The following is a 25,419-nucleotide window of genomic DNA, read 5'->3' as shown; positions in this document are numbered from 1 at the left end:
CCCGCCTTGATGCCGGATAGTGTCCGACTGCGAACTCCCCCGGCGGCCACCCCTCGGCCATCCCCGCGGGGACGGACCCCGCACCGGGAAGGAACGTTCCAGCAGTGACCGCCGAGGCCCCCGCGCAGCCCCTGCACGCGACCGGCCGCGCGGGCGCGACCGCGTCCATCGGCCTGGGCGTGCTCGGCGCGCTGTTCTTCTCCGCCTCCTTCATCGCGAACCGGATGATGGCGGTCGGCGGCGGCGCCTGGGAATGGACCGGGGCGCTGCGGTTCCTCTTCTCGCTGCCGATCTTCTTCGCGATCGTGGGGGCGCGCGGCGGGGTGCGGCCCGTCCTGCGGGCACTGCGCGCCGACCCGCTGCCGTGGACGCTGTGGGGCACCGTCGGGTTCGGGTTCTTCTACGCGCCGCTGTGCCTGGCCGCCGACCTCGCGCCCGGCTGGACCGTCGCCGCGACCTGGCAGGTCACCATCGTCTGCGGGATGCTCCTCGCGCCGCTGCTCTACGACGACGAGCGCGGCCGGATCCCGGGCCGGGGCGCCGCGCTGTCGCTGCTGATCCTCGCCGGGGTGTTCCTCAGCCAGGTCGGCGGGCACGGCGGGACGTCCGCGGGCATGGCGGGCGGCGTCGCGGTCGTGCTGGTCGCGGCCGTCGCCTACCCGGTCGGGAACCGCCGGACGATGGAGCTCGCCGGGACCGGCCTGGACACCTTCCAGCGGCTGCTGGCCATGTCGATCGGCAGCCTGCCGTTCTGGATCGCCGTCGCGGCGGCCGGCGGGGTCCGGGCGGGGGCGCCGACGTCGGGGCAGCTCGTCGCGAGCCTGGTCGTCGCGGTCAGCTCCGGCGTGATCGCGACGTCGCTGTTCTTCGCCGCGACGCACCGCGTCCGCCGGCACCCGCTGAGGCTCGCCGCCGTCGAGGCGACGCAGGCCGCCGAGGTCGTGTTCGTCGCCCTGCTGGAACCGCTGTTCACCGCCACGGACCCGCCCGGCGCCGTAGCATGGACGGGCATCGCCGCGATCGCGCTCGGGGTCGTCCTCTACACCTTCGCGGGCCGCCCCGCCCCTGGGGGATGATGTCGTTTTTCCGCCAGTGAACATGCCTGACCATCGGTGATGCTGGAGGCATGCACGAGGACGTGGAAAGGTGCGTGCGGGCCGTCCAGTCGAAGGACGCCCGCTTCGACGGATGGTTCTTCACCGGGGTCGTGACCACCGGGATCTACTGCCGCCCGAGCTGCCCGGTCGTGCCGCCGAAGCCCGAGAACATGCGGTTCTACCCGAGCGCCGCCGCCGCGCAGCAGGCCGGGTTCCGCGCCTGCAAGCGCTGCCGGCCCGACACCAGCCCCGGCTCCCCCGAATGGAACCACCGCGCGGACGTCGTCGCCCGCGCGATGCGGCTGATCGCGGACGGCGTCGTCGACCGCGAGGGCGTCCCCGGCCTCGCCGGACGCCTCGGCTACAGCACCCGCCAGATCGAGCGGCAGCTCAACGCGGAACTCGGCGCGGGCCCGCTCGCGCTCGCGCGCGCGCAACGGGCCCAGACCGCGCGGCTGCTCATCGAGACCACGCCGCTGCCCATGGGCGACATCGCGTTCGCGGCGGGATTCGCCAGCATCCGCGCGTTCAACGACACCGTCCGGGAGGTGTTCGCGCTCACCCCGACGCAGCTGCGCGACCGTGTCGCCAAGGGGCATCCGCCCGCCGGCTCCGGGACGCTGTCGCTGCGGCTGCCGTTCCGCGCGCCGCTGTGCCCGGACAACCTGTTCGGGCACCTCACCGCCACCGCCGTCCCGGGTGTGGAGGAGTGGCGGGACGGCGCGTTCCGCCGCACCATGCGACTCCCCCACGGGCACGGCATCGCCGCCCTGAGCCCGCGTCCCGACCACGTCGCCTGCACGCTGACGCTGAGCGACCTGCGCGACCTCACCATCGCGATAAGCCGCTGCCGCTGGATGCTCGACCTCGACGCCGACCCCGTGGCCGTCGACGACCTGCTCCGGGCGGACCCCGTCATGGCGCCGCTTGTCGACAAAGCGCCGGGACGCCGTGTCCCGCGCTCTATGGACGCCCCGGAGTTCGCGGTGCGTGCCGTGCTCGGGCAGCAGGTCTCCGTGGCCGCCGCGCGCACACACGCGGCGCGCCTCGTCACCGCCTACGGCGACCCCATCACCGACCCGGGCGGCGGCCTCACCCACCTCTTCCCCACCGCCGCCGCCCTCGCCGAACTGGATCCCGAGGCGCTCGCCTTCCCCAAGACCCGCCGCACCACCCTCACCACCCTCGTGGACGCGCTCGCCAACGGCGAGATCGACCTCGGTGTGGGAAGCGACTGGGACGAGGCCCGGGCACGCCTCTCTACCCTCCCCGGCTTCGGCCCGTGGACCATCGAGACCATCGCCATGCGCGCGCTAGGAGACCCCGACGCGTTCATACCGGGCGACCTCGGCATCAAGGCCGCCGCCAAGGGACTGGGCCTCCCCACTACACCGGCCGCTCTCACCAAGCACGCCGCACAGTGGCGCCCCTGGCGCGCCTACGCCGTGCAGTACCTGTGGGCCACGAGCGACCACCCCATCAACCTTCTCCCCGCCAACTGACCAGGAGACGTACCCATGGAACCGACGCACGTCGTCGTCGACAGCCCCGTCGGGCCGCTCACCTTGGTGGCCATAGACGGCGCACTATGCGGCCTCTACATGGTGAACCAGCGGCACCGTCCACCCGAGGAATCCTTCGGCGCCCCCGGGGACCCCGACGCCGAGCCCTTCGCCGCCACAGCCGAGCAGCTCGCCGCCTACTTCGCCGGAGAGCTGACCGAGTTCGACCTGCCGCTCAACCTGCGCGGCACCCCGTTCCAAGGACGGGTCTGGGCCGCCCTCCAGGAGATCCCCTACGGCGAGACCACCACCTACGGGGAACTCGCCGTCGAACTCGGCAAGCCCAGCGCGTCCCGGGCCGTCGGCCTCGCCAACGGCAAGAACCCCGTCGGCGTCATCGTCCCGTGCCACCGCGTCGTCGGCTCCACCGGAAGCCTCACCGGCTACGGCGGCGGCCTCGACCGCAAGCGCTACCTCCTCGACTTCGAGCGCAAGACCCGCAGCGTCGAGGCGGCGCTCTTCTGAGCCGCCCCGCCGGGCGCGGCGGCGGGCCTTCGAACGGGGGAATCACCGTTCTGTCAGAGCCGCGAGTTACCGTGCACGGAGAGCACGCGGAACGTGGAAAGGCAGACCAAGGTGGAGTTCCGAGTCGACCGTCAGACCCTCGCCGAGGCCGTGGCGTGGGCGGCGCGGACGCTGCCCGCGCGGCCCGCGCTGCCCGTCCTCGCCGGCATGCTCGTCGAGGCGACCGCCGACGGCGGGCTCGCCTTCGCCGGCTTCGACTACGAGGCGTCCACCCGCGCCCGCGTGGACGCCGACGTCGCCGAGCCCGGCCGCGCCCTCGTCCCCGGCCGGCTCCTCGCCGAGATCGTCCGGAACCTGCCCGCGCAGCCCGTGGAGTTCACCACCAAGGGCGCCGAGGTCGTCGTCCGCTGCGGGCCCGCCGAGTTCGGCCTGCTCACCCTGCCCGTCGAGGACTACCCGACGCTCCCCGAGCCGCCCTCGCGCGCCGGCACCGTCCCCGGCGACCTGTTCGCCGCCGCCGTCGCGCAGGTCGTCCCCGCCGCCGGACGCGACGACACCCTCCCCATGCTCACCGGCGTCCGCCTCGACATCGACGGCGACACCATGTGGCTCGCCTGCACCGACCGGTACCGCATCGCCGCCCGCGAGCTGACCTGGTCGCCCGCCGAGCCCGGCTTCACCGCCGGCGTCGTCGTGCCCGCCCGCACCCTCGCCGACACCGCCAAGGCCATCCGCCCCGGCGCCGAGGTCGCCCTCGACCTCACCGGCGCCGCCGACACCCTGATCGGCGTGTCGGGCGGCGGCCGCAGCATGACCAGCCGCCTCCTCGACGACCAGTACATCAACTACCGGTCCCGGCTCACCGGCGACTGGACGTCGGTCGCGGAGATCCGCACCGCGCCGTTCGTCGAGGCGATCAAGCGGGCCGCGCTGGTCACCGAGCGCGGCACCCCGATCCGGCTCGCGTTCACCGCCGGGGAGGTCCGCATCCGCGCCGCGTCCGGCGACTCCGCCCGCGCCAACGAGAGCCTCGGCGTCGAGCTGTCCGGGGACGACATCGACATCGCGTTCGCGCCCCAGTACCTGCTGGACGGCCTCGCCGGCATCGACACCGAGTACGCCCGCCTCGAATGCGCCGGCCCCACCAAGGCCGCGCTGCTCACCGGCGTCCCCGACCGCGAGGACGGCGAGGAGCCGGGCCCAGACGCCCCGTCCGACACCGGTTTCCGCTACCTCGCCATGCCCGTCCGCCTCACGGCCTGAGCCGCCTCACGGCCTGACCCGCCTCACGGCATGACCTGCCTCACGGCATGACCGCGCGTCTCACGGCCTGGGCCGCGCGGCGGGCGGGCGGGGTCAGAGGTCGAGGACGGCGAGGACGAAGCGCAGGTCCTCGCGCGCGGCGTTGCCGTAGGAGTGCGGGCGGTCGCCGACGAACACGGCGGCCGTGCCCGCCTCGATGAGGTCGGTGCGCCCGTCCACGCCGAGCGTCAGCGTGCCCGCCTCCACGTAGACGATCTCCTTGGTGCCGGGGACGTGGGCGTCGCTCTCGCGGACCTCGCCGGGCCGCAGCTCCCACCGCCACAGCTCCAGCGACGGCCGCGGGTCGCTGCCCGCGAGCAGCGTGCCCGTCCCGCCGTTCTCGCCCTCCCACAGCACGACGTGCCGTTCCGGGCGGAACACCCGCACCGGCGGCTCCTCCTCGACCTGCACGAGCCGGGTCAGCGGCACGCCGAGCGCGTCGGAGATGCGGATGAGCGTGCCGAGGTTGGGGTTACCGCGGCCCTGCTCCAGGCCGACCAGCACGCCCTTGCTGACGCCGGAGCGCCCGGCCAGCTCGTCCAGGCTCCAGCCGTGCCCCGCCCGCAGAACCCGGACGGTCCGCGCGACGGCCTCGCCGATCGCCTCCTGCCCGCCCGTCCCGGTCTCCTGCCCGCTCAACCCGGCCTCCCGCTCAACCCGGCCTCCCGCCCGCACGGCCCATGATCCGACGTCCCCCACGATCCCACCATCACCGCCACCCGGCGCCCCGGCGGGCCGCGATCACCGTCCCGGGCCGCCGGAGGTCAGGGGAGCCAGCGGCCGTCGCGCATCAGGTCCCGGCCGGGCAGTTCGTTCGCCTCCCGCCACGCCTGGACGCGGCGCGGGGTGATGCGGAACCAGCGGTACGTCCCCGACGACGCGCGCGGGTCGAAGCCGGAGCGTTCGGCGAACCGGTCGGCCCGCTCGTCCGGCAGGGCGTCGAGCTCGAAGACCTCGACGTCGCCGTCGATGACGGTGACGTCGCGGGTGGGGCCGAGCCCGAGCCGGACGGTGCGGGAGGCGGCGAGGTTCCGGCCGGTCGGGGTGTCCGCCGGGGTGGCGACGAGCAGCGCCTCCCCGTCCCAGTCGAAGGACAGCGGCACCAGGTAGGGGAGCCCGTCCGGCGAGGCGGTGGCCACCCAGATGTCGGTGTCGTGGGCGAGGCGGTGCTCGGTGTCGCGGCGGCGCCGGTCCCGGGAGCGGGGCTCGGCCGCGGTCGGGGTCTCCTGCGCGGAAGGGCTGGTCATGGTCGCTCCGATGCTCGTGGATCGCGACCGGACCGCAGGGGCCGGCCGCCGTCGTCCACAGCCTCGCCCGGCCGGGGTGCGGGCCGCCTCCGTGCCGGTCACGGAAACGACCACGGATAATGAACCGGTGTCCGTTCCAGCGGTGTCGGCCCGGGAGGCCGAAGTCCTCGCGCTGCTCGGGGAGCACCTCAGCAACGCGGAGATCGCCGCGCGGCTGGTGATCTCCGTGCGCACCGTCGAGTCGCACGTCTCGTCGCTGCTGCGCAAGCTCGGGCTGCCGGACCGGCGGGCGCTCGCCCGGCACGCCGCGGAGGTCGCCCGCGCCGAGGAGGCGCACGCGGCGCCCGCGCTGCCGGCGCCGCTGACCGCGTTCGTCGGCCGGGTGCGCGAGCGCGGCGAGCTGGCCGACGCGGTGCGGGGACACCGGCTGGTGACCGTCGTCGGCCCGGGCGGGGTCGGCAAGACGCGGCTGGCGCTGGCGGTGGCGGCGGACGTGGCGGGCGAGTTCCCCGACGGCGTGTGGTTCGTCGACCTCGTCCCGGTCAGCGAACCGGGCCGGGTGGGCGCGGCGGTCGCGTCGGCCGTGGGCGTCGGCGAGCAGCCGGGCCGCGGCATCGACGACGCGGTGCCCGCCGCGCTGGCGGACCGCCGGGCGCTGCTGGTGCTGGACAACTGCGAGCACGTCCGCGACGGGGTCGCGCCGTTCGTGGAGCGGCTGCTGGCGGCGTGCCCGCGGCTGCGGGTCCTGGTGACGAGCCGGGCCCGGCTGATGGTGCCGTTCGAGCGGGTGGTGCCGGTCCCGCCGCTGTCGCGGGAGGGCGGCGACGAGTCGGACGCGGTGGCGCTGTTCATGGACCGGGCGGCGGCGGTCGGCTGGCCGCCGGGCCCGGCGGTGAGCGAGGGGGTCGTGGCCGTCTGCGAGCGGCTCGGCGGCATGGCGCTGGCGATCGAGCTGGCGGCGGCGCGGTGGGCGACGCTCGGGCTGGACGGCCTGACCGCCGGGCTCTCCGACCAGCTGCGGATCCTCACCGGCGGGTCCCGCGCGGACGACCGGCACCGGTCGGTGCGGGCGGTGCTGGACTGGAGCCACGACCTGCTGGATCCGCAGGACCGGGCGCTGCTGCGCCGGGTGTCGGTGTTCGTCGCGCCGTTCACCGCGGAGGCCGCCGCGGACGTCGCGGGGTTCGGGCCGCTGGAGCCGGCGGCGGTCGTCGACGGGCTCGGCCGGCTCGCCGAGCAGAGCCTGCTGTCCGTGGCGCCGTCGGAGACGGGCACCCGCTACCACGCGCTGGAGACGATCCGGCAGTACGGGGCGGAGCGGCTCGCCGGGGCGGGCGAGGCGGCGGACGTCCGGTCGCGGCATCTGGCGTGGTGCCTGGCCGCCGCGGACGCGCTGTCCGGCGCGGGCGGCGCGGACTGGCGGGTCCGGTTCGACGCCGTCGCCGAGGACCTGCGCGCCGCCCTCACCTGGGCCTCCGACCAGCCGGAACACCGGGCGGACGCGTGCCGGCTCGCCCGGTCGACGGCCGAGCTGGCGTTCGCGCGGACGCTGCTCGGCGAGGCGCAGCAGCGGTTCGAGCAGGCCGCTGGGCTCGCGGACGACGCCGAGGCCGCCGTCGTCTTGCGGCAGGCCGCGGCCGTCGCCGGGTGCCGGAGCGTCGACGGCGACATGTTCCGCCTCTACCGCGCCGCCGCGGAGGCCGCCCGCCGGGCCGGGGACGCCGCCGGGGCCGGCCGTGACCTGGCGACCGCCGCGACCGTCGCGTACCGCTTCTCCAGCTCGTTCGAGCACACCCCGCCTGTGGACGAGGTGGCCGCCATGCTCGCGGAGGCGCGCGCGCTGTCCGGTGACGATCCGGGCGCCGGGGCGGCCGTCGCGCTGGCCGGGGCCGCGGTGCTCGCCGACGCGTTCGGCTCCGTCCAGGGAGACCCGGAGAATCCCGCGCAGGAGACGGTCGGGGAGGCCGAACGGGCGGTCGAAGCGGCCCGGCTGGCGGGCGACCCGGTGGCGGAGTCCGCCGCCCTCGACGCGCTCTCCGGCGCCCTGAGCTGGGCGGGCGACTCCTTCGGCGCCGCCGCCGCGGCCCGGCGCCGGATCGACCTGCTGCCGTCCGAGCCGTCCGGCCCCGCCGAGACGCACGAGCTGATGGACGCCCTCGCGATGGCCGCCGGGACCGCCGTCGGCGTCGGCGGGCTGCCGGACGCGCGCCGGTTCGGCGGGCGGCTCGCCGGTCATCCGCTGCTGGCCGAGGCGGGCCACCACGCCACGTCGTGGCTGCTGGTCGCGGACGCGTTCGCCGGGAACGCCGCCGACGTCCTCGCGAGCAGCGTGCGGTTCCACGACGCGTGGGAGCAGAGCGGGCGGCTGCGGACGCGCTCGCTCGGCCCGGCCGCCGCGTCCGTCGCGATGGTCCACGGCCTGCGCGGCGACGGCGACGCCCGGAAGGCGTGGCTCGCGATCGTCGACGAGGCCGGGCCCGAGGCGGACCACCGCCTGGGCTACGGCGCCGTCTTCGACGCCATGGTCGCGCTCCACCACGGCGACGCCGCGGCGGCGCTCGAACGCGTCGCCCCCGCGCCGGACGACGTGTGGAAGTGGGTCTGCTGGGTGTGGCTGCACTGGTACGCGGCGCTGCGGGCGGAGACGGCGGTGCTCGCCGGGCACCCGGACGCCGCGGACCGGATCGCCGCCGCGCGGGCCCTGGTGGCCGGCAACCCGGTCGCGTCCGCCCAGGTGGACCGGGCGGAGGCGCTCCTCGACGGCGACGTGCCGCGCCAGCTCGCCGCCGCCGCGGCGTTCGGCGCGGCCGGCTGCCGCTACCAGGCGGCGCGCACGCTGGTGCTCGCTGGCGGCGAGCACACCGGCGCCGGGCAGGCCGCGCTCGCCGACCTCGGCCTCGCCCCCATGGCCGTCCGCTAGCCGCGGTCCGCTAGCCGCGGTCAGCTCACCACGGTCAGCCCACCACGGCTCACGACGGCTCATTGCGGTCGGCTCGCCACGGCTCACCGCGGTCAGCTCACCGCGCGCTTCACCAGGTCGGCGATGCGGGCCTCGACCTCGTCCGTCACCTCGGTCAGCGCGAAACCGGCCGCCCACATGGGGCCGTCGTCCAGGTTCGCCAGGTCGCTGAACCCGAGCGTCGCGTAGCGCGCCTTGAACTTCTCCGCGCTCTGGAAGAAGCAGACGACCTTGCCGTCCAGCGCGTAGGCGGGCATCCCGTACCAGGTCTTCGGCGCGAGCTCGGGGGCGGCGGCCTTCACGACGGCGTGGATCCGCTCGGCCATCACCCGGTCCGAGTCCTGCATCGCGGCGATCTTCTCGAGCACGTCCTGCTCCGCCTCCGCCGCCTTCTCCGCCGCCGAGGCGCGCTTCGCCGCCTTCTTCTGCTCCTTGGCGTGCTCCTTCATCGCGGCCCGCTCCTCGGCCGTGAAGCCTTCGTAACCGCTGTCCTTGGTGGCCGCCATGATCGCTCCTCTTAGTGGGTGTTTCCTGATCGCCGGTGCGTTCCGCCCGGTCGATCGCCGTGGTCCCAGCCTTCCCCAGCGGGAGTACGGGTCGCCTCCGTGGTCACCACTGAATGTTCGAGTGCGTGGACCCAGTCGAAGATCACCTCGTGCGCCTGCTGGAGGGCGCCGTTCTGGCAGTGCAGGTGCCCGCCGTCGGCCTCGGCGAAGGTGTGGACCCGGACGGAGCGGGCGCCGGTGAGCCGGGCGGCGAAGTCGCGGCCGAGCGCGGGGTCGTAGAAGTGCTCGCGCTCGGCCAGCAGGACGAGGGCGTCCGCGGTGATCTCGCCGGCCCAGTCGCGGTCGTCGAAGGGGCGCATCGCGTCGATCAGGGCGGGCAGCGATTCCGCGCCGAACGTCCAGAACGCGTTGCCGATCCCCCAGCGGGCCTGGGCGTCGAACCTGCCGTACAGGGGGACGGCGCGCCGCATCCACCAGGGCATGCGCTGGAACGCGCCGCGCACCAGCCGGGGCACGTTGTGCAGGAACGCGGTGAGCATGCCGGGGAAGTAGTCGTACAGGACGACGCCGTCGTAGCGCGGCTCGAACGCGGCGGCCCGGGCGAGGAGGTGGCCGCCGAAGCTGATGCCGGCGCCGACCAGCAGCCGGGGCTCGACGAGGCCGTCCAGCCAGTCGAGCACCGCCGCGGTGGGCCGCTCCCATTCGGCGGTGAACGGCATGCCGTGCTCGCGCAGCGACGATCCCTGGCCCGGGCCGGTGAACATGAGCACGCAGTGGCCGCGCCGGACGGCCGCGGCGCCGAGCATGAAGTACAGCTCTTCGAGCGTGGAGTCGAAGCCGCCCTGGACGACGAGGACCGTGCGCGAGTCCGGGCCCTCGGGGCGCATGGACTCGGCGGGGCGCGTGGACTCGGCGGGGCGCATGAACAGGGCCTCCAGGTCCGCGCCGTCGTAGGGGATGCGGGTGCGGGTGATGCCGGTGCCGAGGGCGTCCAGCCCGGCGTCGAACAGGTCCCGTCCGGACGCGGCGGTCGCGGCGCGGCGCGGGTCGGCCGGGTCCAGGAAGAACTCGGCCTGCCGCTGGTAGTTGGCGGCCCGGAGCAGCGCGGTACCGCGTGACACGGGCTCGTCGTAGGCGCGTCCCCGCGCCGCGACCCGGTCCGCCATCGCGGACCACTCCCGGTACCAGGATTCGAAGTCGCCCCTGCGGACCCGTGCCATGACGGCGGCGACCTCGCCGAACTCGCCGCCGTCGTAGGCCGCGGCCCACAGCCCGCGCAGCGCCTCGAAGTCGAACGCCGGCGTCCGGGAGAACCTGATCCTGCGCATCCGCGACCCCATTTCCATGTCATGACACATATCTTCCCGGCGCCGAGCATATGCATGTCATGACACATAAAGCAATAGACTCCCCCCGTGGAGCCCGTACTCGAACTGCTCATGGCCCTGAAGACCGCGCAACGCGAGGTCGAGCGGCGGTTCGGCCGCCTGCTGCGCCCGCTCGGCGTCACCGCCGTCCAGGCCGAGGCGCTGCTGATCATCGCCGACGGGCAGCCGGTCTCCATCGCCGACCTCGGCGCCCGGATGGCCGCCGACCCCGGCCACCCCAGCCGCCTCACCGACCGCCTCGCCGCCGCCGGGTGGGTCGACCGCAGCCCCTCGCCGCACGACGGGCGGCGGACCGACCTCACCCTCACCCCCGCCGGCCGGGACCTCGTCCAGCGCATCGTCGCCGCCCGGCGGCCGTTCTTCGACCAGGCCGCCGAAGCGCTCGCCGAGGCCGGCCTCGTCGATGTCCTGCCGGACGTCCGGCGCCTGCTCGACCTGGTCCGCGCGCTCCCCGATCCCGAGTGAGCCCGCCGGAGAACAACCGGCGGCGCCCGCGTGTTGCAGGAAACGGATTGCCCGGGACGCCCCGTCGGTCGGTATGATGCACTTTCGAGTTCACTCAAATGACCGTCCGGAAGGGGAGCAACGGGATGCTGGAGCGGATCACCGTGGACGAGGCCGTGCGGGAGCTCCGTCCCGACTTCGCCGTGCTCGTCATGACCGCCGAAGGCCTGCACAACGGCCCCAGCGACGCGGCGTCCGAGGCCTGGCTGCGCGCCGCCGGCGAGCAGGCCGACGCCGACGACCCGCACGTCGAGGCGTGGCGCGAGGCCTACCGGGCGTTCGGCGCCAAGCCGAAGCGGACCCGGCCCTCCGTGGACGCCCTGCTCCGCCGCGCCGAGACGCTTCCCGCCATCAACCGGGTCGTCGACGCCTACAACGCCGTCAGCGTCGCCCACGCCCTGCCCATCGGCGGCGAGGACCTCGACGCCTACCAGGGCCCCGCCCGGCTCGTCAGGGCCACCGGCGACGAGCCCTTCGACGTGATCGCCGCCGGCGAGCCCGCCGTGGAGCACCCGGACGCCGGCGAGGTCGTCTGGCGCGACGACGCCGGCGTCACCTGCCGGCGCTGGAACTGGCGGCAGTGCGTCCGCACCCGGCTCACCGAGACGACCAAGAACGGCCTGTTCCTGCTGGAGCGCCTCGCCCCGTACCCCCTGGACCGGCTGCACGCCGCCGGCGACGACCTCGCCGCCCGGCTGCGAGAGATCTCCCCGGACGTCCGGATCGAGAGCCGGCTGATCGGCGGGACGTGATGGTCACCGCCCTCGCCCTCGTCACCGCCGTCGCGTTCGGCGTCGCCGACTTCCTCGGCGGCGCCGTCTCGCGCCGGTCCACCGCGCTGAAGACCCTGGTGCTGTCCGCCCCGATGGGGCTGCTCGTCGCCGTCGCGGCCGCGCTGCTGGCCGGCGGCGCCCCCGCGCCCGGCCCGATCGCCTGGGGCTTCCTCGGCGGGCTCGCCGGCGGCGTCGGCCTCATCGCCTTCTACCGCGCGCTCGCCCGCGGGCCGATGAACGTCGTCGCGCCGGTGTCCGCGCTGGCCTCCGCGGTCCTGCCGGTCGGCGTCGGCGTGCTGCGCGGCGAGCGGCTGGACGAGACCGCCCTGCTCGGCGTCCTGCTGTGCCTGCTCGCGATAGGCCTGGTCAGCATGGAGAAGGGCGGGGAGGACGAGCCGTCCGCGACCGCCTCCCTCGTCCGCCGGCCCCTGGACAGCGGCCCGCTGATGGCGCTGGTGTCCGGGTCCTGCTTCGGCGTCTTCTTCATCATGCTGAAGGCGGCCGGGGACGGCGCCGGGCTCTGGCCGATCGCCACCGCCCGCATCGGCACGCTGACCATCGTGTTCACGGCGCTGCTGATCGCCCTGCGGACGCGCGGCGGCGACCGGGGCCCGTGGGTGAGCGGCCGGACGCTGATCGGCCTCGCGCTGCTGTCCGGCATCCTCGACTCCGGCGCCAACGCCCTGTACTACCTGGCCGTCCAGGACGGCCTGCTGAGCCTCGTCACCGTGCTGACGTCGCTCTACCCGGCCATCACGGTGCTGCTGGCGAGGATCGCCTACAGCGAGCGTCTCCGCGCGGTGCAGCGCGTCGGCATGGCGATCGCGGTGGCGGGCGTGGCCCTCGTCACCGTCGGCTGACGCCGCCGCGATCCGCGCCGCCCTTGCCGGTGGTTCCTCCCGCCGAACCGCCGGAGAGGCGCGGCCGTCTGATCGATCTCTGGAAAAGGGGGTGTCCCGCGGTGTATCCATGATCGGATGCCCGTGGACGGCCAGGGGGAGGAACAGTGCGTACCGGGCTGAGACTGGCGGACAGGTACCAGCTCGACTCCCTGCTGGGACGCGGCGGGATGGGCGAGGTCTGGCGCGGCCTGGACGAGCGGCTCGGCCGGTCGGTCGCGGTCAAGATCCTCACGGCGCCGGCGGGCGCGGACGCCCGGCTGACCAGCCGGTTCCGCCGCGAGGCGGAGATCATGGCCCGGCTCCGCCACCCGGGGATCGTCGTCGTCCATGACGCCGGCGAGGACGACCACCTGCTGTTCCTGGTGATGGAGCTCCTCGACGGGGAGGACCTGTCCGCGGTGCTGAAACGCCACCCGCAGGGCCTGCCGGTCGACCGGGCGAGGCGGCTGACGGCGGGGATCGCCGACGCGCTGCACGCGGCCCACCAGCAGGGCGTGGTACACCGCGACGTCAAGCCCGCCAACGTGATGGCCCGCCCCGGCGACCTGGTGACCGTCATGGACTTCGGCATCGCCCGGTACGCCGACCAGGTCACGCAGCTGACCGGCAGCGCGATCCTCGGGACGCCCGCGTACATGGCCCCCGAGCAGTTCGAGAAGGCGCACGAGCCGACGCCGCGGACGGACCTGTACGCGCTGGGCGGGGTGCTGTTCGCCCTGCTCACCGGCCGGACGCCGTTCAACGGGGACAGCCTGCACGCGCTGATCCGCGAGATCGTTCTCACCGATCCGCCGAGGCCGCGTGAGGTGCGTCCGGACGTCCCCGGAGACCTCGACGAGCTCGTGCACGCGCTGCTGGCCAAGGATCCGCGGGACCGGCCGCCGGACGCCCGCGCCGTCGCCGAGCGGCTCCGAGCCGTTCCCGCGCCCCGCCCAGACGCGGTGCCGCCGGTTCCGCAACAGGCTCCCCCGCCCGTGCAGGCTCCCCCGCCGGTGCAGGTTTCGCCTCAGGGAGCGGGCCCCGGGGCGGCGCTGCCCCCGCCGTCGCCCCCGCCCTCGGACCTCAAGACGAGACCGGTCACGGAGGCCATGACGGCGCCGGCGCCCCCGACGGTCGCCGTGGACCAGGACTCGGCGATCTCGCTGAAGGCGTGGCTCCTGGCGACGGCCGGGATCCTCGCCGTGGTCGCGGGCGGCTGGTTCCTGCTGGAGAACCCCATGGGGCGCTCGGTGGACGACGGGCGGTTCTCCGCGCCGCCCGCCTGCGCCCGTCTCCCGACGCCCAGCATCCAGGACGCGGAGGTCTCTCCGACGAAGAGCCCGCCGGGCACGAGGGATTCGGTGCAGTGCACCTGGTCGGTCCTGCCCAAGGACTTCGCCGACCGGGGGAGCATCACTCTCGAAATCAAGCGGTACGGCAAGAAGAACGGGGAGTCGGGAGCCGACAACGCGCATGCGGCCGTGATGAGCGCGGGTGCCGGGGATCCCCTCTCCGGAATAGGGGACGAGGGGCACTACATCGACGCCTCCGACCCCTTCGGTGCGCCGCAGCTGATGTTCCGCGTCGACAACCTCACGGCTGACATCGGCATCATCGACGGCGAAGTGCCGGAGACCGCGGCCAAGAGCGAAGCGGCTTACGCCCGCCGGCTCGCGGCGGCACTACAGCAGCGGTCCGCGGGCTGACCGGGCGAGCGGCGAACGAGAAAACGCTCGGGGCGGGACCGCAGGCCCCGCCCCGAGCGTCGGCCAGGTCATGGCCGGTGGCGGTGGTGGTGGGATTCGAACCCACGGAAGCTTGCACTTCACACGCTTTCGAGGCGTGCGCCCTCGTCCACTAGGCGACACCACCGCGGGGAAGCCTACCGGACTCTGCGGTGTACGAAGAACTCGGAGAGCAGCGCGCCGCACTCGGCGGCGAGCACGCCCGCGAGCACCTCGGGCCGGTGGTTGAGGCGGCGGTCCCGGACGACGTCCCACAGCGACCCGACCGCGCCCGCCTTCGGGTCGACCGCCCCGTACACGACCCGGTCCACCCGCGCCTGGACGGACGCGCCCGCGCACATCGTGCACGGCTCCAGCGTCACCACGAGCGTGCAGCCGGAAAGCCGCCACTCGCCGCGCGCCCTGGCGGCGGCCCGCATCGCGACGATCTCCGCGTGCCCGGTCGGGTCGGCGCTGCGCTCCCGGTCGTTGCGGCCCGTCCCGATCACGGTGCCGGAGCCGTCCAGAACGACGGCGCCGACCGGGATCTCGCCGTCGGCGGCGGCGGCGCGCGCCTCGTCCAGCGCCCGGCGCATCGCCGCGCCGAACTCCTCGTCCGGTGCGGTCACGGAGTCAGTCACGGAGGCGGTCGAACTCCTCGCCGAACCCGGCGCGCTCGGCGACGGCGAGCAGCGCGTCGCCCGGCAGGGCGCGCTCGCCCAGGTCGCTGAGCTGGTCCGGATCGATCCCGAGGTCCTCCAGCAGCGCCGGGTCGCCGCCGGCGTCGCCGTCCGGGACCTCCCCGACGAGCTGGTGGAACAGCGCGGCGAGCCCGTCCTCGCGGACGGTCGACACGTACGCGCGGGGCTCGTCGTCGCCGTCGAGCCGGACGACCGCGAACCAGTCGTCGTCCTGCTCGACCAGCAGGACGACCGGGTCCCCGTAGGACTCGACGGCGGCCTCCCGCATCAGGTCGGCGACGTCGTCGACGTGCTCGGCCTCGGCGAGCACGGCCTCGGTCCCGACCCAGCCCTGCGGGCTCTGCGCGAAGACGGCGGCGAAGTACGGCACCTGCTCATTTTGACTGCTCCCCTCCCCGAAGGGAAAGGATTGTCGAACTCCCCCTCCTTCGTGGGACGTGCCGGGGATTCACGGCTCCGGCCGCCTCCCGCCCCTGCGGGGCGGAAGGTCTTGTGCGATCAGCGCCGTCCGGGGCCAGACCCGCCCGGACCAGCATCACCCGGGCGGAGTTCTTGTCCCTGGGACGGGAGGTTCCGCACGCGACGCAGGTGTAAGTGCGTTCGGACAGCGGCAGGCGGTGCTTGGCTCTCGCCCCGCATTCACCGCAGTCCATGGTGGTGTGCGCCGGGTTCACCAGCCGGACGTCCCGGGCGTGTTTGCGGCCCATCTCGATCAGGGCCTTCTTGGTCTCGCCGATCGCGGCGTCGGCGGCCTTGCGGGCCATGCTCGACTTGGCGAGGAACCGGGGCCGGAAGTCCTCGACCGCGACGGCGTCATGGTCGCGGAGGACCTTCTTGGCCCATTTGCGGGCGTCATCCCGCCGCTGCCGCGCGGCCTTCTTGCAGGCCTTGGCGGCCTGCCGCTGCGCTTCGCGGTATCCCTTGGACCGGGCCTTGCCCTTGGGCGCGCGGCGCCGGGCCATCTGCCGCTGATAGCGCGCCAGCCGCGCGGCGGCCTTGCGGCCGTGTCCGGTGTGCGGCAGATCGTAAGCATCGCTGGTGGTCGTGGCGGTCTCTGTCACGCCCCAGTCGATCCCGAGGACGCGGCCGGTGGCCGGCAGCGGCTCCGTCCGGGCCGGGACGACGAACGAGGCGTACCAATGGCCGAGGCAGTCGCGGTGGATCCGCACCGAGGACGGACCGGCGGGCAGGGGGCGCGACCACACCACCGTCAACGCGATCCCGCCTGCCAGGTGCAGGCGCCCGTCCCGCACCCGAAATCCTCGGCGGGTGTAGTTCAAGCTCGGCGCGGCCAGAGCCCGCTTCTTGAAACGAGGCATCCCCGCCCGCCGGCCGGGCGGCACCCGGTTCTTGATGTCGGCGAGGGCCTTGGCGCGGGATCTGGCGAAGTCCCGGACAGTCTGCTGCTGCGCCACCGAGGCGCCCGCACGCAGCCAGGGCCGCTCGGCGCGCCACCCCGTCAGCATCTTGTCCAGCCGCGCGGGGCCGCACGCCTCCCCGGCCCGATGCGCGGCTCTGGACCGGGCGACGCACTCGTTCCACACCCACCGGCACCGGTCCCACTCGACCAGCAGGTTCCGCTCGGCGGTCGACGACAGCCGCAGCCGGTAGGCGTACCGGGCGGTCCCGATTCCTTCCCGGGCTTCCGCCGGCGTCATCATGATGCCACCGTAGTGCCATGGTCCGACTATCGCTGCGACTTCCCGAAACGCTCCACGCTCGGCTCGTCGAGCAGGCGTCCGCCGACCGGCGCTCCCTCAACTCCGAGATCCTCCACCTGCTCGAGAACGCCCTGGGACCTGCCGAGGGCGTTGCCGGTCCGCCCGGTCGCCGGCCTGCATCTCCGGGGGCGCTCGGCGGGCGTCCGGAGTCATCCTCGGCCTGAGCCCGAAGGGATGCACCGGCGAACAGGGTGACCCACGGGTCGCTGCGGTCACAGTCCTTGGGCGCTTTCGGTCGTGAGGATATTTCGGGTTTTGTCCCATGGTGGACCGCTGCGGTTCTTCCCCTGGTGCCCCAATGATCGTGATACTTCTCACCGCCAGGCGGGCGGGAGGAGAACCATGGGCAAGGACGAACTGACGCGGCGCGGGTTCCTCGCGGGGACGGCCGGTGCCGCCGCGCTCATCGCGGCCGGCGGGACGGGCGGGACGGCGGCCGACGCCGCCGCGACCGTCCGGGCGCCCGTCTCGGCGCTCCCCGACCCCGGCGACTCGGGGATCGACCACATCGTCGTCGTCATGATGGAGAACCGGTCGTTCGACCACTACATGGGCTGGGTCCCCGGCGCCGACGGCGTGCAGGCCGGGCTCACCTTCACCGACGCGCAGGGCGACGCCCACGACACCCACCACCTGAAGGTCCCCTACGGGTGCGGGTTCAACGACCCCGACCACTCCTACGAGGGCGGACGCACCGAGTACAACGGCGGCGCCTGCGACGGGTGGCTGCGCGCCGGCGAGAACGACGTCTTCTCCATCGGCTACTTCAAGGGCCCCGACCTCGGCTTCCACGGCCACGCCGCCCTCGACTGGACGCTCTGCGACCGCTACTTCGCCGCCGTGATGTCGTCCACGTTCCCGAACCGGATCTTCCAGCACGCCGGGCAGACCGATCGGATCTCCAACACCTTCACCTTCTCCGAGCTCACCACCGTCTGGGACCGGCTGAAGGAGAAGAAGATCCCCGCGTACTACTACTTCAGCGACGTGCCGTTCACCGCGCTGTGGGGCCTGAAGCACCTCGACATCAGCCGCCACATCAACTACTTCTACGACGACGCGAAGCACGGCAGGCTGCCCGCCGTCAGCTTCGTCGAGCCCGGCTTCGTCGGCGAGGCGCTGCCCGGCCTGTCCGAGGACGAGCACCCGCTCGCCGACATCCGGTTCGGCCAGAGCTTCCTCAACCAGGTCTACACGGCGGTCATCGACTCGCCGAACTGGGAGCGCACCCTGCTGGTGATCAACTACGACGAGTGGGGCGGGTTCTTCGACCACGTCCCGCCGCCCACCGGGCCGGACCCGCGTCCCGACCTCGGCACCGGCCTGCGCGGCTTCCGCGTCCCGTGCCTGCTGATCTCACCGCGCGCCCGGCGCGGCGCCATCGCCCACGAGGTGTACGACCACACGTCCGTCCTCAAGGCGATCGAATGGCGCTGGGGCCTCGAACCGCTGTCGGTGCGGGACGCGGCGGCCCGCAACATCGCCGAGGTCCTCGACTTCGAGAGCGCCCCGAAGCTGACCGCGCCGCACTACGACGTCCCGCGCCCGCTCACCCTCGGCTGCCTCGACCCGCAGCACTCCCACACCGGCGACGACTGGGCCCAGCTCAACGCCTACGCCCTCACCCACGGCTTCAAGTAGCGCGCTACCCGACGGCGTCGAGGGCGCGTTCGAAGGCGGGGGCGAAACCGACCCGGCCGGCGATGCTGAGCAGCATCTCGTCCGGGTAGAGCTCCAGGTCGCCGGAGATCGCGCCGAGCTCCATCTCGTCCAGCCCCAGGTCCGCGAAGATCGACATGTCGCCGACCGGCAGCACCTGGTCGAGCTCCTCGTCCTCCGGGATCGGGATGTCCAGGTAGTCCAGGACCTGGCCGGCGAGGGGCCAGTCCACCGACGCCGTGACGTCCGACAGGAACACCATCACCTCGTCGCCGAGCAGCCGGATCGCCACGAAGAAGTCGTCGCCCACCGACACGAGCCCGACCGTCCCGCCCAGGCTCGGCTGCTGCCGCAGGGCATGGATCAGCCCGGCGAGATCCTCGGTCAGCGCCACCGGGAGGATCTCGGCCTCCCAGCGGTCGTCCTCGCGGTACACCACGACGGCGAAGTCCGTCGCGTCCACATCCGTCATTTCCACCCCACCGGCGCCGTTCCTGCCTGGGCATGGTCGCAGATGCGGCGCGCGCTCGCGTGCCCCACCGCCAAACTCGGCGCCGCACCGCCGCGTGAAGCGGGGAGTCAGCTCCGCTTTCCGGTACCCAAGGGCACGAACCTACTCGATCCCCGCCGGCGCGCCGCGAACCGGGGCGCGCCCGCCGGTGCCCGTCCGGTCAGTTGATGCGGAACGTGCGGCGCCGCAGCGCCGCGTGGATCCGGGCACGCCGTGACCTGTGCGGCGTCACGCGGCGCCGCAGCTCCCGCGCCTCCGCCAGCTCCCTGAGGAAGATCGCGCGGCGGCGCAGCCGCTCGCGGACCTGCTCGGGCGAGACGTCGCCCGCGCCGGCCGGCTCGGGGCCCGCTGTGACATCGCTCACCGCCTCGTCGACGTCGGAGGCGTCGACGGGGAACGGCACCGGTTCGGGCGGGGGGACCAGGGAGTCGGGAGCCGGCGGCGCGCTCTCCGCGGGACCGGATCCCGGCCCCGGCGGGTCGGGCGCGGGCTCGCCCGCCCGCGCCGGCCGCCGATCGCTGTCGCTGCTCATATCGCCATAGTGCCCAGCTCAGTGGCGTCTACCCAAGATTGCGGGCCCCGCCGCGGCGCGCGGACGGTGGGCTACGGTGTGCGCATGCAGACCCTCGCCGTCGACCATCCGCTCGTCGCGCACAAGCTCACCACGCTGCGGGACGTCCGCACCGACTCCCCCACGTTCCGCCGTCTCGCGGACGAGCTCGTCACCCTGCTGGCCTACGAGGCCACCCGTGACGTCAGGGTCACCCCGGTCACCGTGCCCACCCCGCTCGTGGAGACCGGCGGCGTCCAGCTGGCCAGCCCCAAGCCGCTCGTGGTGCCGATCCTGCGCGCCGGGCTCGGGATGCTGGACGGGATGACCCGGCTGCTGCCGACCGCCGAGGTGGGGTTTCTCGGCATGATCCGGGACGAGGGCACACTGCAGGCCCAGACGTACGCCACCCGGCTGCCCGACGACCTGTCTGGCCGGCAGTGCTACGTGCTGGACCCGATGCTCGCCACCGGCGGCACCCTCGCCGCCGCGATCAAGCTGCTGTTCGACCGCGGCGCCGACGACGTCACGGCGATCTGCCTGCTCGCCGCGCCCGAGGGCCTGAAGTACCTGGAGGAGGCGTTCGCCGGGACGGCCGCGCCGATCCGGGTCGTCACCGCGGCGATCGACTCGCACCTGAACGAGCAGGGCTTCATCATGCCGGGCCTCGGCGACGCCGGCGACCGCCTCTACGGCGTCGTCTGACCGACGCGCCCGTCCGACCGACGCGGTCCCGGCTGACCGAGGCGGCCGTCCGACCGAGGCGGCCCCGGCTGACCGAGGCGGCCGTCCGACCGACGCGGCCCCGGCTGACCGACGCGGCCTCGGCTGACCGAGGCGGCCGGCCGGCGGGGCCGCGGACGGGGCGCCGGGGCCGGGGGAGCGTGATCCGGGCGTGCGGCGCGTTCCGGATGTTCGTTCCTGGTGGCAAGGGGTACGAACGCGCTACGGAACGTCAGTGCGCGTTCCCCTCCGCCGCCCCGGCACAGGGGACCGTTACGGACCGGGCGGCGCGAGCGAGGCCTAGGAGTCGCGATGACTCACCAAGGGGATGGCGACCTGCCGCGCTACGCCGCGATCGGCGAGCGGCTCACCGAGGAGTTCGAAGGAGTCCACCAGTCCGACACCGTGGACCGGTGCGTGTCCGCCGCGCGGCACGGCGCGGACGAGGTGTGCGGGGGAGCGACCCCGGACCTCGTGGAGCGGATCGCGCGCCGGCACCTGGAGGTGCTCGCCACGGTGGCGGCCGAGAAGCGCCGCCGGGCGCGCCGGTCGTCTCTCGACAACGCGCCATAGCCCTTGCTTTGCCGGGGGTTGCGGCTGTGCGAAACTGAACCGGGGTCCGTGGGTCGACGCTCCGGGAGGCAGCCGTGCCCGCAAGCAAGCACATGACGTGGGCCGCGGCGGCCCCGCCCGATGGGCGCCGCTCCGGCCCGAGGCCGCGATGAGGCTGGTGACCCCGGGGGACTCGGCCCCGGCCTCGGTGAACAAGTACCTCCTCCCGCACGAGAACCAGGTGATCACGGTGCGCCGGCATCCGGCCGTGCTGATGGTCCCGGTGGGGCTCGTCCTCGGCGGGCTGATCGTCGCGGGCGTGCTGAGCAACACCGTCGCCAGCCAGGCCGGGACGGTGATCAGCTGGATCTGGTGGGCGTGGCTGATCCTGCTCGCCTGGTTCGTCTGGCGGGTCGCCGAATGGTCGGTCGACTACTTCGTGATCACGAACCAGCGGATGCTGCTGACCACCGGCCTGATCACCCGCAAGGTCGCGATGATGCCGCTGGCGAAGGTCACCGACATGAGCTTCAAGCGGACGATCGCGGGCCGCATGCTCGGCTACGGCGAGTTCGTGCTGGAGTCGGCGGGCCAGGAGCAGGCGCTGTCGAACGTCCCGTACCTGCCGTACCCGGAGCAGCTCTACCTCGAGGTCTGCGAAATGATCTTCCCGAACAAGAACGCCACCGCCGACGACTGACCCCGCGGCCCCCGCGCTTACCGCGCCCACCGCGGCACCCGCGGCACCCGCGGACCTCTCGGCACCCGCGGCCCCGCCGGATTCCGGCCGCTACGGTTCGGTCGTGGCAGGTTCCGTTCCGCTGCTGTTCCTCGACGTCGACGGTCCCCTCATTCCGTTCGGGTCCCCGCACCCGTACCCGACATATGAGACGGGCCGTCTAAAACACGCGGGAAGCGCATCCCATCCCCTCCTCCCCCGCCTGAACCCCGCCCACGGCCCGCGCCTGACGGCCCTCCCGTGCGAACTGGTCTGGGCGACGTCCTGGACGACGGACGCGAATGACCGCATCGCTCCGCGGCTCGGTTTGCCGGAACTGCCGGTGGTCGCCTGGCCGGACCCGTCGGACGCTGACGAGCGGGACGCCCGGAACGGCCTGCACTGGAAGACGCGGACGCTCGTCGCGTGGGCGGCCGGACGGCCCTTCGCCTGGGTCGACGACGAGATCTCCGACGCTGATCGCGCCTGGGTGGCCGCGCATCATCGGGGGCGGGGGTTGTTGCATCGGGTTGATGCGCGGGTGGGGCTGGGGGAGGGGGATTACCGGGTTCTGGAGGAGTGGTTGCGAGAGGTTCGCGGGGCGGTGTAGAGGCGGGGGCCAGAGCAATCTCGGCGGAATCGGCGATCTTGCGGGGATCGTCGGATAACGTCGAAGGCGACAGGTGCCGCGACCGTCCGGGGGGTCCCGCTTCATTACTCTCGATGTGCGTTAACCCGCAATGTGCAATCATGTCGGCACCCCAGCCGCCTGATTACTTCCGCTAAGTGAGTCCACATGCCGGGTCCAGGCAATGTCGGCGAACGTGTCCGCAACCTGCGGCTCACCAGACGCCTGTCGCAGGCACAGCTCGCCGGTCACGACCTTTCCGACAGCTACATCTCTTTGATCGAGTCCGGTAAGCGGACTCCGACGCCGACCGTCCTGCGCATGCTGGCCGAACGGCTCGGCTGCACGCCCGAGTACCTCGCCGAGGGCGTCGAGCCGGAGCAGCGCGCGCACCTGGAGGTGCGGGAGCGCCACGCGCACCTCGCGCTGCTGGGCGGCGACCCGGGCACCGCCGAGTCCGGCTTCGACGAGGTGATCGCGCGCAGCGACGATCCCGACCTGACGTCCCGCGCCCGGTGGGGCCGCGCCCGCGCCCTGGAGGAGCTGGGCCGCGCCGACCAGGCGATCGCGCTGTTCGAGGAGCTGCGCGAGCAGGCCGAACGCGACCCGGGGCGGGCGAGCTGGCTGCCGCCGGTGATCGCATTGGCGCGCTGCTACCACACGGTCGGCGACCTCGGGCAGGCGATCGCGCTCGGCGAGCGCGCCATGGACCGGCTCGGCAAGCTCGGGCTCACCGCGGGGCAGGAGTACACCGAGGCGGGCCGGATCCTGCTGCTGGCCTATGTAGACCGCTCCGATCCGGCGCGCGCGCACGAACTCGGCAGGCGGCTCCTTCATCCGGAGGGTTCTGGGGACGACGAGTCGACGAGCGTCCACTACCAGCGGGCCAGCATGCGCGCGCTGGAGGAGGGGACGATCGGCGACTCCCTGTACTTCGCCGACCGGGCGCTGGCAGCCCGGTCCGACGCGACGCCCGTGCAGGCGCGGGCGCGCCTCGACCTCGCCGCCGCGAAGGCGCTGCTGAGGGGCGTCATGCCGTTCTCCGAGCCGGCGCCCTCCGCGGTGGCGGAGGTGGTGTCGCCGGGCGAGGGCGTGCCGGGCATCGAGAAGCCGCGCGCCGAGGGGTCCCGCGAGGCCGCGCGGGAGGCTCTGGAACTCCTGCGGGGGACGGGCGCGCTCGAAGGGGCCGAGGCCACCGAGAGCACCATCGCCAAGGCGCGCGCGCTGGTCCTCGTGGGGGAGCTGGACGAGGCCATCGCCGAGCTGGAGCAGTTCCTCGACACCGGGATGGCCCTCGTGGCGCCTCCCCCGGCGCGGACGCACACCATCACGCCGCACCCCGGCAATGATCTCGCCGCGCGCACACAGAAGACCGTGCTGGCCCGGCTCGTCCTCGCCCGCGCCCGGGTGGCGCAGGGGGACGCCCAGGCGGCCCAGGTCGTGCTGCGCGCCGCGTCCGAGCAGCTGAGGACGCTGCCGGCCGGGCGGCCCGCCGCGCACCTGCTGCGCGAGCTGGGCGAGCTGTTCGAGCTCGTCCAGGACACCGAGTCCGCCGCCGCGGCGTACCGGCAGGCGCTGGAGGCCGCGGGCCTGCACGCCGCGCCGTCCCAGGAGGCGAACCACGACCTCGGACGCGTCTGACCTGCGGCGCGTGTGATCGTACGGGCGCCCCGGAATAAACGCGGCGGCGCGCCTGTCGTATCCTGGTGACGGAAACATGGGATGACTGGCTGACCGGATGTCGGCGCCCCCGGCTCGAGGAGGGACACGTGACGCTGCGCACCGCCCGCCGCTCGTCGCTCGTCGACCAGGTGATCGAGCAGCTCAGGGCCGAGATCACCGGCGGTTCCTGGCCGGTCGGCGGGAAGATCCCGCCGGAGCCGGTGCTGTCGGAGACCCTCGGCGTCGGCCGCAACACCGTCCGCGAGGCCGTCCGGGCCCTCACCCACGCGGGGCTGCTCGACAGCCGCCAGGGCGACGGCACCTACGTGCGGGCCACCAGCGAGCTGTCCAGCGCCGTCCGGCGGCGCCTGGAGACCGCCGAGCTCGTCGAGATCCTGGAGGTGCGGCGCGGCCTGGAGGTGGAGGCCGCCCGGCTCGCCGCCGCGCGCCGCACCGACGCCGACGTCGCCGCGATCACCGACGCGCTCGGCCGCCGGGACGCGGCCTGGGCCGCGGGCGAGCACGCCGCGTTCGTCGAGGCCGACCTGGCGTTCCACACCGCGGTCGTGGAGGCCACCCACAACCAGGTCCTCACCGACCTGTACCGCGACTTCAGCACCGCGCTGCGGGCCAGCATCGGCGCGGCGGGCACCCTCCTCGAGCACGCGGACGTCCCGCACGGCCCCATCGCCGCGGCGGTGGAGGAGGGCGACGCGGCGGCCGCCGCCGCGGCCACCCACGCCTGCCTCGACCAGATCCTCGCCTCCACGGGCCCCTGGAAAGCGGCCCCCGGCGCCCCGGCGGCTAAGGATGCCCCGGCGGCCCCGGAGGAGCGCGAGCCCTAGCGGCGGCGCGCGTCCGGCATCACGCGGTTCCCCGCGCTCCCATCAACGATCACCGGCGTGACCTGGCATCGGGCCGGCACGCCGCCCCCCATCCGGTTCGACGCGCCCGCGGGCGCATGACGAAGGCGACATGAACACCTCGGCAACGACCCCCGTCCCCCGTGCCCTGACCGCCTGGTCGCTCGCCGGCCTGGTGCTGCTGACGATCAACCTGCGGGCCGCCATCACCGGGATCTCCCCGGTGCTCGGCGACCTGCGGGACGCGTTCGGCCTGTCCGGGGTCGAGGCCGGCGTCCTCACCACGCTGCCCGTCCTCTGCCTGGGCGTCTTCGCGTCCCTGGCGCCGGTCGCCGCGCGCCGCCTCGGCACCGAGACCGCGATCGCCGGCTCCCTGCTGCTGATCACGGCGGGAATCCTGCTGCGGGTCGTCGCGGCGCCGCTGCCGCTGTTCGTTGGAACGGTCCTGGCAGGCGCGGGGATCGCGATGGGGAACGTCCTCATGCCCGCGGTCATCAAGCGCGCGTTCCCGCGCCGCGTCGGGTCCCTGACCGGCCTCGCGATGATGCTGATGGCGGCCAGCGGCGCCATGGCCGCCGGCCTCGCCGTCCCGCTGAGCGACGCGGGCGGCTGGCGCCTCGCCCTCGCCGTCTGGGCCGTCCCGTCGCTGGTCGCGGCGCTCGCCTGGGGGCCGCTCGCGCTCCGCGGCCGCCGCTCCCCCGAGCCCGCGGTCCCGGCCGCGGT

27 protein-coding genes and 1 tRNA gene are annotated in these 25,419 nt (G+C 74.1%); 18 read left to right on the top strand and 10 right to left on the bottom strand.

What is annotated here, in order from left to right:
• Positions 1 to 104: 104 nt before the first annotated feature.
• The 4 genes from F9B16_RS16550 to dnaN all read left to right on the top strand — a co-directional run bounded on the left by F9B16_RS16550 (position 105) and on the right by dnaN (position 4,387).
• Complete coding sequence (locus F9B16_RS16550; RefSeq protein WP_225991678.1) at positions 105 to 1,076, top strand: DMT family transporter; 972 nt, start codon at positions 105 to 107, stop codon at positions 1,074 to 1,076.
• Between the two features lie 50 nt (positions 1,077 to 1,126).
• Positions 1,127 to 2,599, top strand: coding sequence for a DNA-3-methyladenine glycosylase 2 family protein (locus tag F9B16_RS16545; RefSeq protein WP_151540967.1), 1,473 nt, complete (start codon positions 1,127 to 1,129; stop codon positions 2,597 to 2,599).
• Between the two features lie 15 nt (positions 2,600 to 2,614).
• Positions 2,615 to 3,124, top strand: a complete 510-nt coding sequence (locus F9B16_RS16540) for a methylated-DNA--[protein]-cysteine S-methyltransferase (RefSeq protein WP_151540966.1) — start codon at positions 2,615 to 2,617, stop codon at positions 3,122 to 3,124.
• 111 nt (positions 3,125 to 3,235) lie between these two features.
• The gene (gene dnaN, locus F9B16_RS16535; protein ID WP_151540997.1) at positions 3,236 to 4,387 is read left to right on the top strand and encodes a DNA polymerase III subunit beta; all 1,152 of its coding nucleotides are present in this window, start codon (positions 3,236 to 3,238) and stop codon (positions 4,385 to 4,387) included.
• Between the two features lie 93 nt (positions 4,388 to 4,480).
• Here dnaN and F9B16_RS16530 read toward each other — a convergent pair whose 3' ends face one another.
• Together F9B16_RS16530 and F9B16_RS16525 are read right to left on the bottom strand one after the other, a co-directional pair.
• Positions 4,481 to 5,065, bottom strand: a complete 585-nt coding sequence (locus tag F9B16_RS16530) for a helix-turn-helix domain-containing protein (protein ID WP_151540965.1) — start codon at positions 5,063 to 5,065, stop codon at positions 4,481 to 4,483.
• A 125-nt stretch (positions 5,066 to 5,190) separates the two neighbouring features.
• Entirely contained in the window at positions 5,191 to 5,673 is a 483-nt protein-coding gene (locus F9B16_RS16525; protein WP_151540964.1) for a pyridoxamine 5'-phosphate oxidase family protein, read from the bottom strand.
• Positions 5,674 to 5,800: 127 nt separating this feature from the next.
• On the opposite strand from F9B16_RS16525, the gene F9B16_RS16520 reads away from it, so the two are divergent.
• Entirely contained in the window at positions 5,801 to 8,593 is a 2,793-nt protein-coding gene (locus tag F9B16_RS16520; protein WP_151540963.1) for an ATP-binding protein, read from the top strand.
• Positions 8,594 to 8,685: 92 nt separating this feature from the next.
• On the opposite strand, the gene F9B16_RS16515 is transcribed toward F9B16_RS16520, so the two are convergent.
• Positions 8,686 to 9,138 (bottom strand): iron chaperone, encoded by a 453-nt coding sequence (locus F9B16_RS16515; RefSeq protein WP_151540962.1) that lies wholly within the window; start codon positions 9,136 to 9,138, stop codon positions 8,686 to 8,688.
• An 11-nt stretch (positions 9,139 to 9,149) separates the two neighbouring features.
• Positions 9,150 to 10,466 (bottom strand): alpha/beta hydrolase, encoded by a 1,317-nt coding sequence (locus F9B16_RS16510; protein WP_151540961.1) that lies wholly within the window; start codon positions 10,464 to 10,466, stop codon positions 9,150 to 9,152.
• Positions 10,467 to 10,553: 87 nt separating this feature from the next.
• Between F9B16_RS16510 and F9B16_RS16505 the strand changes: the two genes are divergently transcribed.
• The 4 genes from F9B16_RS16505 (at position 10,554) to F9B16_RS16490 (ending at position 14,390) form a co-directional block, all read left to right on the top strand.
• Positions 10,554 to 10,991 (top strand): MarR family winged helix-turn-helix transcriptional regulator, encoded by a 438-nt coding sequence (locus F9B16_RS16505; protein ID WP_151540960.1) that lies wholly within the window; start codon positions 10,554 to 10,556, stop codon positions 10,989 to 10,991.
• Positions 10,992 to 11,089: 98 nt separating this feature from the next.
• The gene (locus F9B16_RS16500) at positions 11,090 to 11,782 is read left to right on the top strand and encodes a B3/B4 domain-containing protein (protein WP_225991677.1); all 693 of its coding nucleotides are present in this window, start codon (positions 11,090 to 11,092) and stop codon (positions 11,780 to 11,782) included.
• Positions 11,782 to 12,663 carry a DMT family transporter gene (locus F9B16_RS16495; RefSeq protein ID WP_151540995.1) on the top strand — a complete coding sequence of 294 codons (882 nt, stop codon included), beginning with the start codon at positions 11,782 to 11,784 and terminating at the stop codon, positions 12,661 to 12,663. The genes F9B16_RS16500 and F9B16_RS16495 overlap by 1 nt, the downstream gene beginning before the upstream one ends.
• 146 nt (positions 12,664 to 12,809) lie before the next feature.
• Entirely contained in the window at positions 12,810 to 14,390 is a 1,581-nt protein-coding gene (locus F9B16_RS16490) for a serine/threonine-protein kinase (protein ID WP_151540959.1), read from the top strand.
• Between the two features lie 78 nt (positions 14,391 to 14,468).
• Here F9B16_RS16490 and F9B16_RS16485 read toward each other — a convergent pair.
• The 4 genes from F9B16_RS16485 to F9B16_RS16470 form a co-directional block, all read right to left on the bottom strand.
• Positions 14,469 to 14,556, bottom strand: a tRNA-Ser gene (locus tag F9B16_RS16485).
• Between the two features lie 10 nt (positions 14,557 to 14,566).
• Positions 14,567 to 15,004: a tRNA adenosine(34) deaminase TadA gene (gene tadA, locus F9B16_RS16480; protein ID WP_151540994.1), complete on the bottom strand. Its 438-nt coding sequence runs from the start codon at positions 15,002 to 15,004 to the stop codon at positions 14,567 to 14,569.
• Positions 15,005 to 15,041: 37 nt separating this feature from the next.
• On the bottom strand, positions 15,042 to 15,479 hold the full coding sequence (locus F9B16_RS16475) for a tRNA adenosine deaminase-associated protein (protein WP_151540958.1): 438 nt from the start codon (positions 15,477 to 15,479) through the stop codon (positions 15,042 to 15,044).
• A gap of 4 nt (positions 15,480 to 15,483) precedes the next feature.
• Positions 15,484 to 16,770 carry an RNA-guided endonuclease InsQ/TnpB family protein gene (locus tag F9B16_RS16470; RefSeq protein ID WP_225991676.1) on the bottom strand — a complete coding sequence of 429 codons (1,287 nt, stop codon included), beginning with the start codon at positions 16,768 to 16,770 and terminating at the stop codon, positions 15,484 to 15,486.
• Between the two features lie 17 nt (positions 16,771 to 16,787).
• Here F9B16_RS16470 and F9B16_RS54135 point away from each other — a divergent pair, with 17 nt between their 5' ends.
• Both F9B16_RS54135 and F9B16_RS16460 read left to right on the top strand, forming a co-directional pair.
• Complete coding sequence (locus F9B16_RS54135) at positions 16,788 to 16,994, top strand: Arc family DNA-binding protein (RefSeq protein ID WP_151540957.1); 207 nt, start codon at positions 16,788 to 16,790, stop codon at positions 16,992 to 16,994.
• A gap of 178 nt (positions 16,995 to 17,172) precedes the next feature.
• A complete protein-coding gene (locus tag F9B16_RS16460) occupies positions 17,173 to 18,471 on the top strand; it encodes an alkaline phosphatase family protein (protein WP_151540956.1) in 1,299 nt (432 codons plus the stop codon).
• Between the two features lie 4 nt (positions 18,472 to 18,475).
• On the opposite strand, the gene F9B16_RS16455 is transcribed toward F9B16_RS16460, so the two are convergent.
• Both F9B16_RS16455 and F9B16_RS52690 read right to left on the bottom strand, forming a co-directional pair.
• Positions 18,476 to 18,961 carry a tRNA adenosine deaminase-associated protein gene (locus F9B16_RS16455; RefSeq protein ID WP_151540955.1) on the bottom strand — a complete coding sequence of 162 codons (486 nt, stop codon included), beginning with the start codon at positions 18,959 to 18,961 and terminating at the stop codon, positions 18,476 to 18,478.
• A gap of 199 nt (positions 18,962 to 19,160) precedes the next feature.
• Positions 19,161 to 19,532 (bottom strand): hypothetical protein, encoded by a 372-nt coding sequence (locus F9B16_RS52690; protein ID WP_225991675.1) that lies wholly within the window; start codon positions 19,530 to 19,532, stop codon positions 19,161 to 19,163.
• Positions 19,533 to 19,616: 84 nt separating this feature from the next.
• Between F9B16_RS52690 and upp the strand changes: the two genes are divergently transcribed.
• From upp to F9B16_RS16415, 7 genes are all read left to right on the top strand, one after another.
• Entirely contained in the window at positions 19,617 to 20,255 is a 639-nt protein-coding gene (upp, locus tag F9B16_RS16445; protein ID WP_151540954.1) for a uracil phosphoribosyltransferase, read from the top strand.
• Between the two features lie 330 nt (positions 20,256 to 20,585).
• On the top strand, positions 20,586 to 20,846 hold the full coding sequence (locus tag F9B16_RS16440; RefSeq protein WP_151540953.1) for a hypothetical protein: 261 nt from the start codon (positions 20,586 to 20,588) through the stop codon (positions 20,844 to 20,846).
• Positions 20,847 to 20,994: 148 nt separating this feature from the next.
• Positions 20,995 to 21,525 carry a PH domain-containing protein gene (locus F9B16_RS16435; protein WP_151540952.1) on the top strand — a complete coding sequence of 177 codons (531 nt, stop codon included), beginning with the start codon at positions 20,995 to 20,997 and terminating at the stop codon, positions 21,523 to 21,525.
• A gap of 103 nt (positions 21,526 to 21,628) precedes the next feature.
• On the top strand, positions 21,629 to 22,153 hold the full coding sequence (locus tag F9B16_RS16430) for an HAD domain-containing protein (RefSeq protein WP_151540951.1): 525 nt from the start codon (positions 21,629 to 21,631) through the stop codon (positions 22,151 to 22,153).
• A gap of 186 nt (positions 22,154 to 22,339) precedes the next feature.
• Positions 22,340 to 23,812, top strand: coding sequence for a helix-turn-helix transcriptional regulator (locus tag F9B16_RS16425; RefSeq protein WP_151540950.1), 1,473 nt, complete (start codon positions 22,340 to 22,342; stop codon positions 23,810 to 23,812).
• Between the two features lie 128 nt (positions 23,813 to 23,940).
• The gene (locus F9B16_RS16420; protein ID WP_151540949.1) at positions 23,941 to 24,678 is read left to right on the top strand and encodes a FadR/GntR family transcriptional regulator; all 738 of its coding nucleotides are present in this window, start codon (positions 23,941 to 23,943) and stop codon (positions 24,676 to 24,678) included.
• Positions 24,679 to 24,808: 130 nt separating this feature from the next.
• Positions 24,809 to 25,419: MFS transporter (locus tag F9B16_RS16415; RefSeq protein WP_151540948.1), on the top strand; the 611-nt coding region annotated here is incomplete at its 3' end.

Origin of the sequence: Actinomadura montaniterrae (genome assembly GCF_008923365.1) — a bacterium.
Taxonomy (GTDB): domain Bacteria; phylum Actinomycetota; class Actinomycetes; order Streptosporangiales; family Streptosporangiaceae; genus Spirillospora; species Spirillospora montaniterrae.
This window is presented reverse-complemented; position numbering and strand designations above follow the sequence as displayed.

Coding starts and splice junctions, on each gene's coding strand:
- F9B16_RS16545 (WP_151540967.1), top strand. CDS start 1,127: ATGCACGAGGACGTGGAAAGGTGCGTGCGGGCCGTCCAGTCGAAGGAC.
- F9B16_RS16540 (WP_151540966.1), top strand. CDS start 2,615: ATGGAACCGACGCACGTCGTCGTCGACAGCCCCGTCGGGCCGCTCACC.
- F9B16_RS16525 (WP_151540964.1), bottom strand. CDS start 5,673: ATGACCAGCCCTTCCGCGCAGGAGACCCCGACCGCGGCCGAGCCCCGC.
- F9B16_RS16515 (WP_151540962.1), bottom strand. CDS start 9,138: ATGGCGGCCACCAAGGACAGCGGTTACGAAGGCTTCACGGCCGAGGAG.
- F9B16_RS16510 (WP_151540961.1), bottom strand. CDS start 10,466: ATGCGCAGGATCAGGTTCTCCCGGACGCCGGCGTTCGACTTCGAGGCG.
- F9B16_RS16500 (WP_225991677.1), top strand. CDS start 11,090: ATGACCGTCCGGAAGGGGAGCAACGGGATGCTGGAGCGGATCACCGTG.
- F9B16_RS16495 (WP_151540995.1), top strand. CDS start 11,782: ATGGTCACCGCCCTCGCCCTCGTCACCGCCGTCGCGTTCGGCGTCGCC.
- tadA (WP_151540994.1), bottom strand. CDS start 15,004: ATGCGCCGGGCGCTGGACGAGGCGCGCGCCGCCGCCGCCGACGGCGAG.
- F9B16_RS16470 (WP_225991676.1), bottom strand. CDS start 16,770: ATGATGACGCCGGCGGAAGCCCGGGAAGGAATCGGGACCGCCCGGTAC.
- F9B16_RS54135 (WP_151540957.1), top strand. CDS start 16,788: ATGGTCCGACTATCGCTGCGACTTCCCGAAACGCTCCACGCTCGGCTC.
- F9B16_RS16460 (WP_151540956.1), top strand. CDS start 17,173: ATGGGCAAGGACGAACTGACGCGGCGCGGGTTCCTCGCGGGGACGGCC.
- F9B16_RS16455 (WP_151540955.1), bottom strand. CDS start 18,961: ATGACGGATGTGGACGCGACGGACTTCGCCGTCGTGGTGTACCGCGAG.
- F9B16_RS52690 (WP_225991675.1), bottom strand. CDS start 19,532: ATGAGCAGCGACAGCGATCGGCGGCCGGCGCGGGCGGGCGAGCCCGCG.
- upp (WP_151540954.1), top strand. CDS start 19,617: ATGCAGACCCTCGCCGTCGACCATCCGCTCGTCGCGCACAAGCTCACC.
- F9B16_RS16440 (WP_151540953.1), top strand. CDS start 20,586: ATGACTCACCAAGGGGATGGCGACCTGCCGCGCTACGCCGCGATCGGC.
- F9B16_RS16435 (WP_151540952.1), top strand. CDS start 20,995: ATGAGGCTGGTGACCCCGGGGGACTCGGCCCCGGCCTCGGTGAACAAG.
- F9B16_RS16425 (WP_151540950.1), top strand. CDS start 22,340: ATGCCGGGTCCAGGCAATGTCGGCGAACGTGTCCGCAACCTGCGGCTC.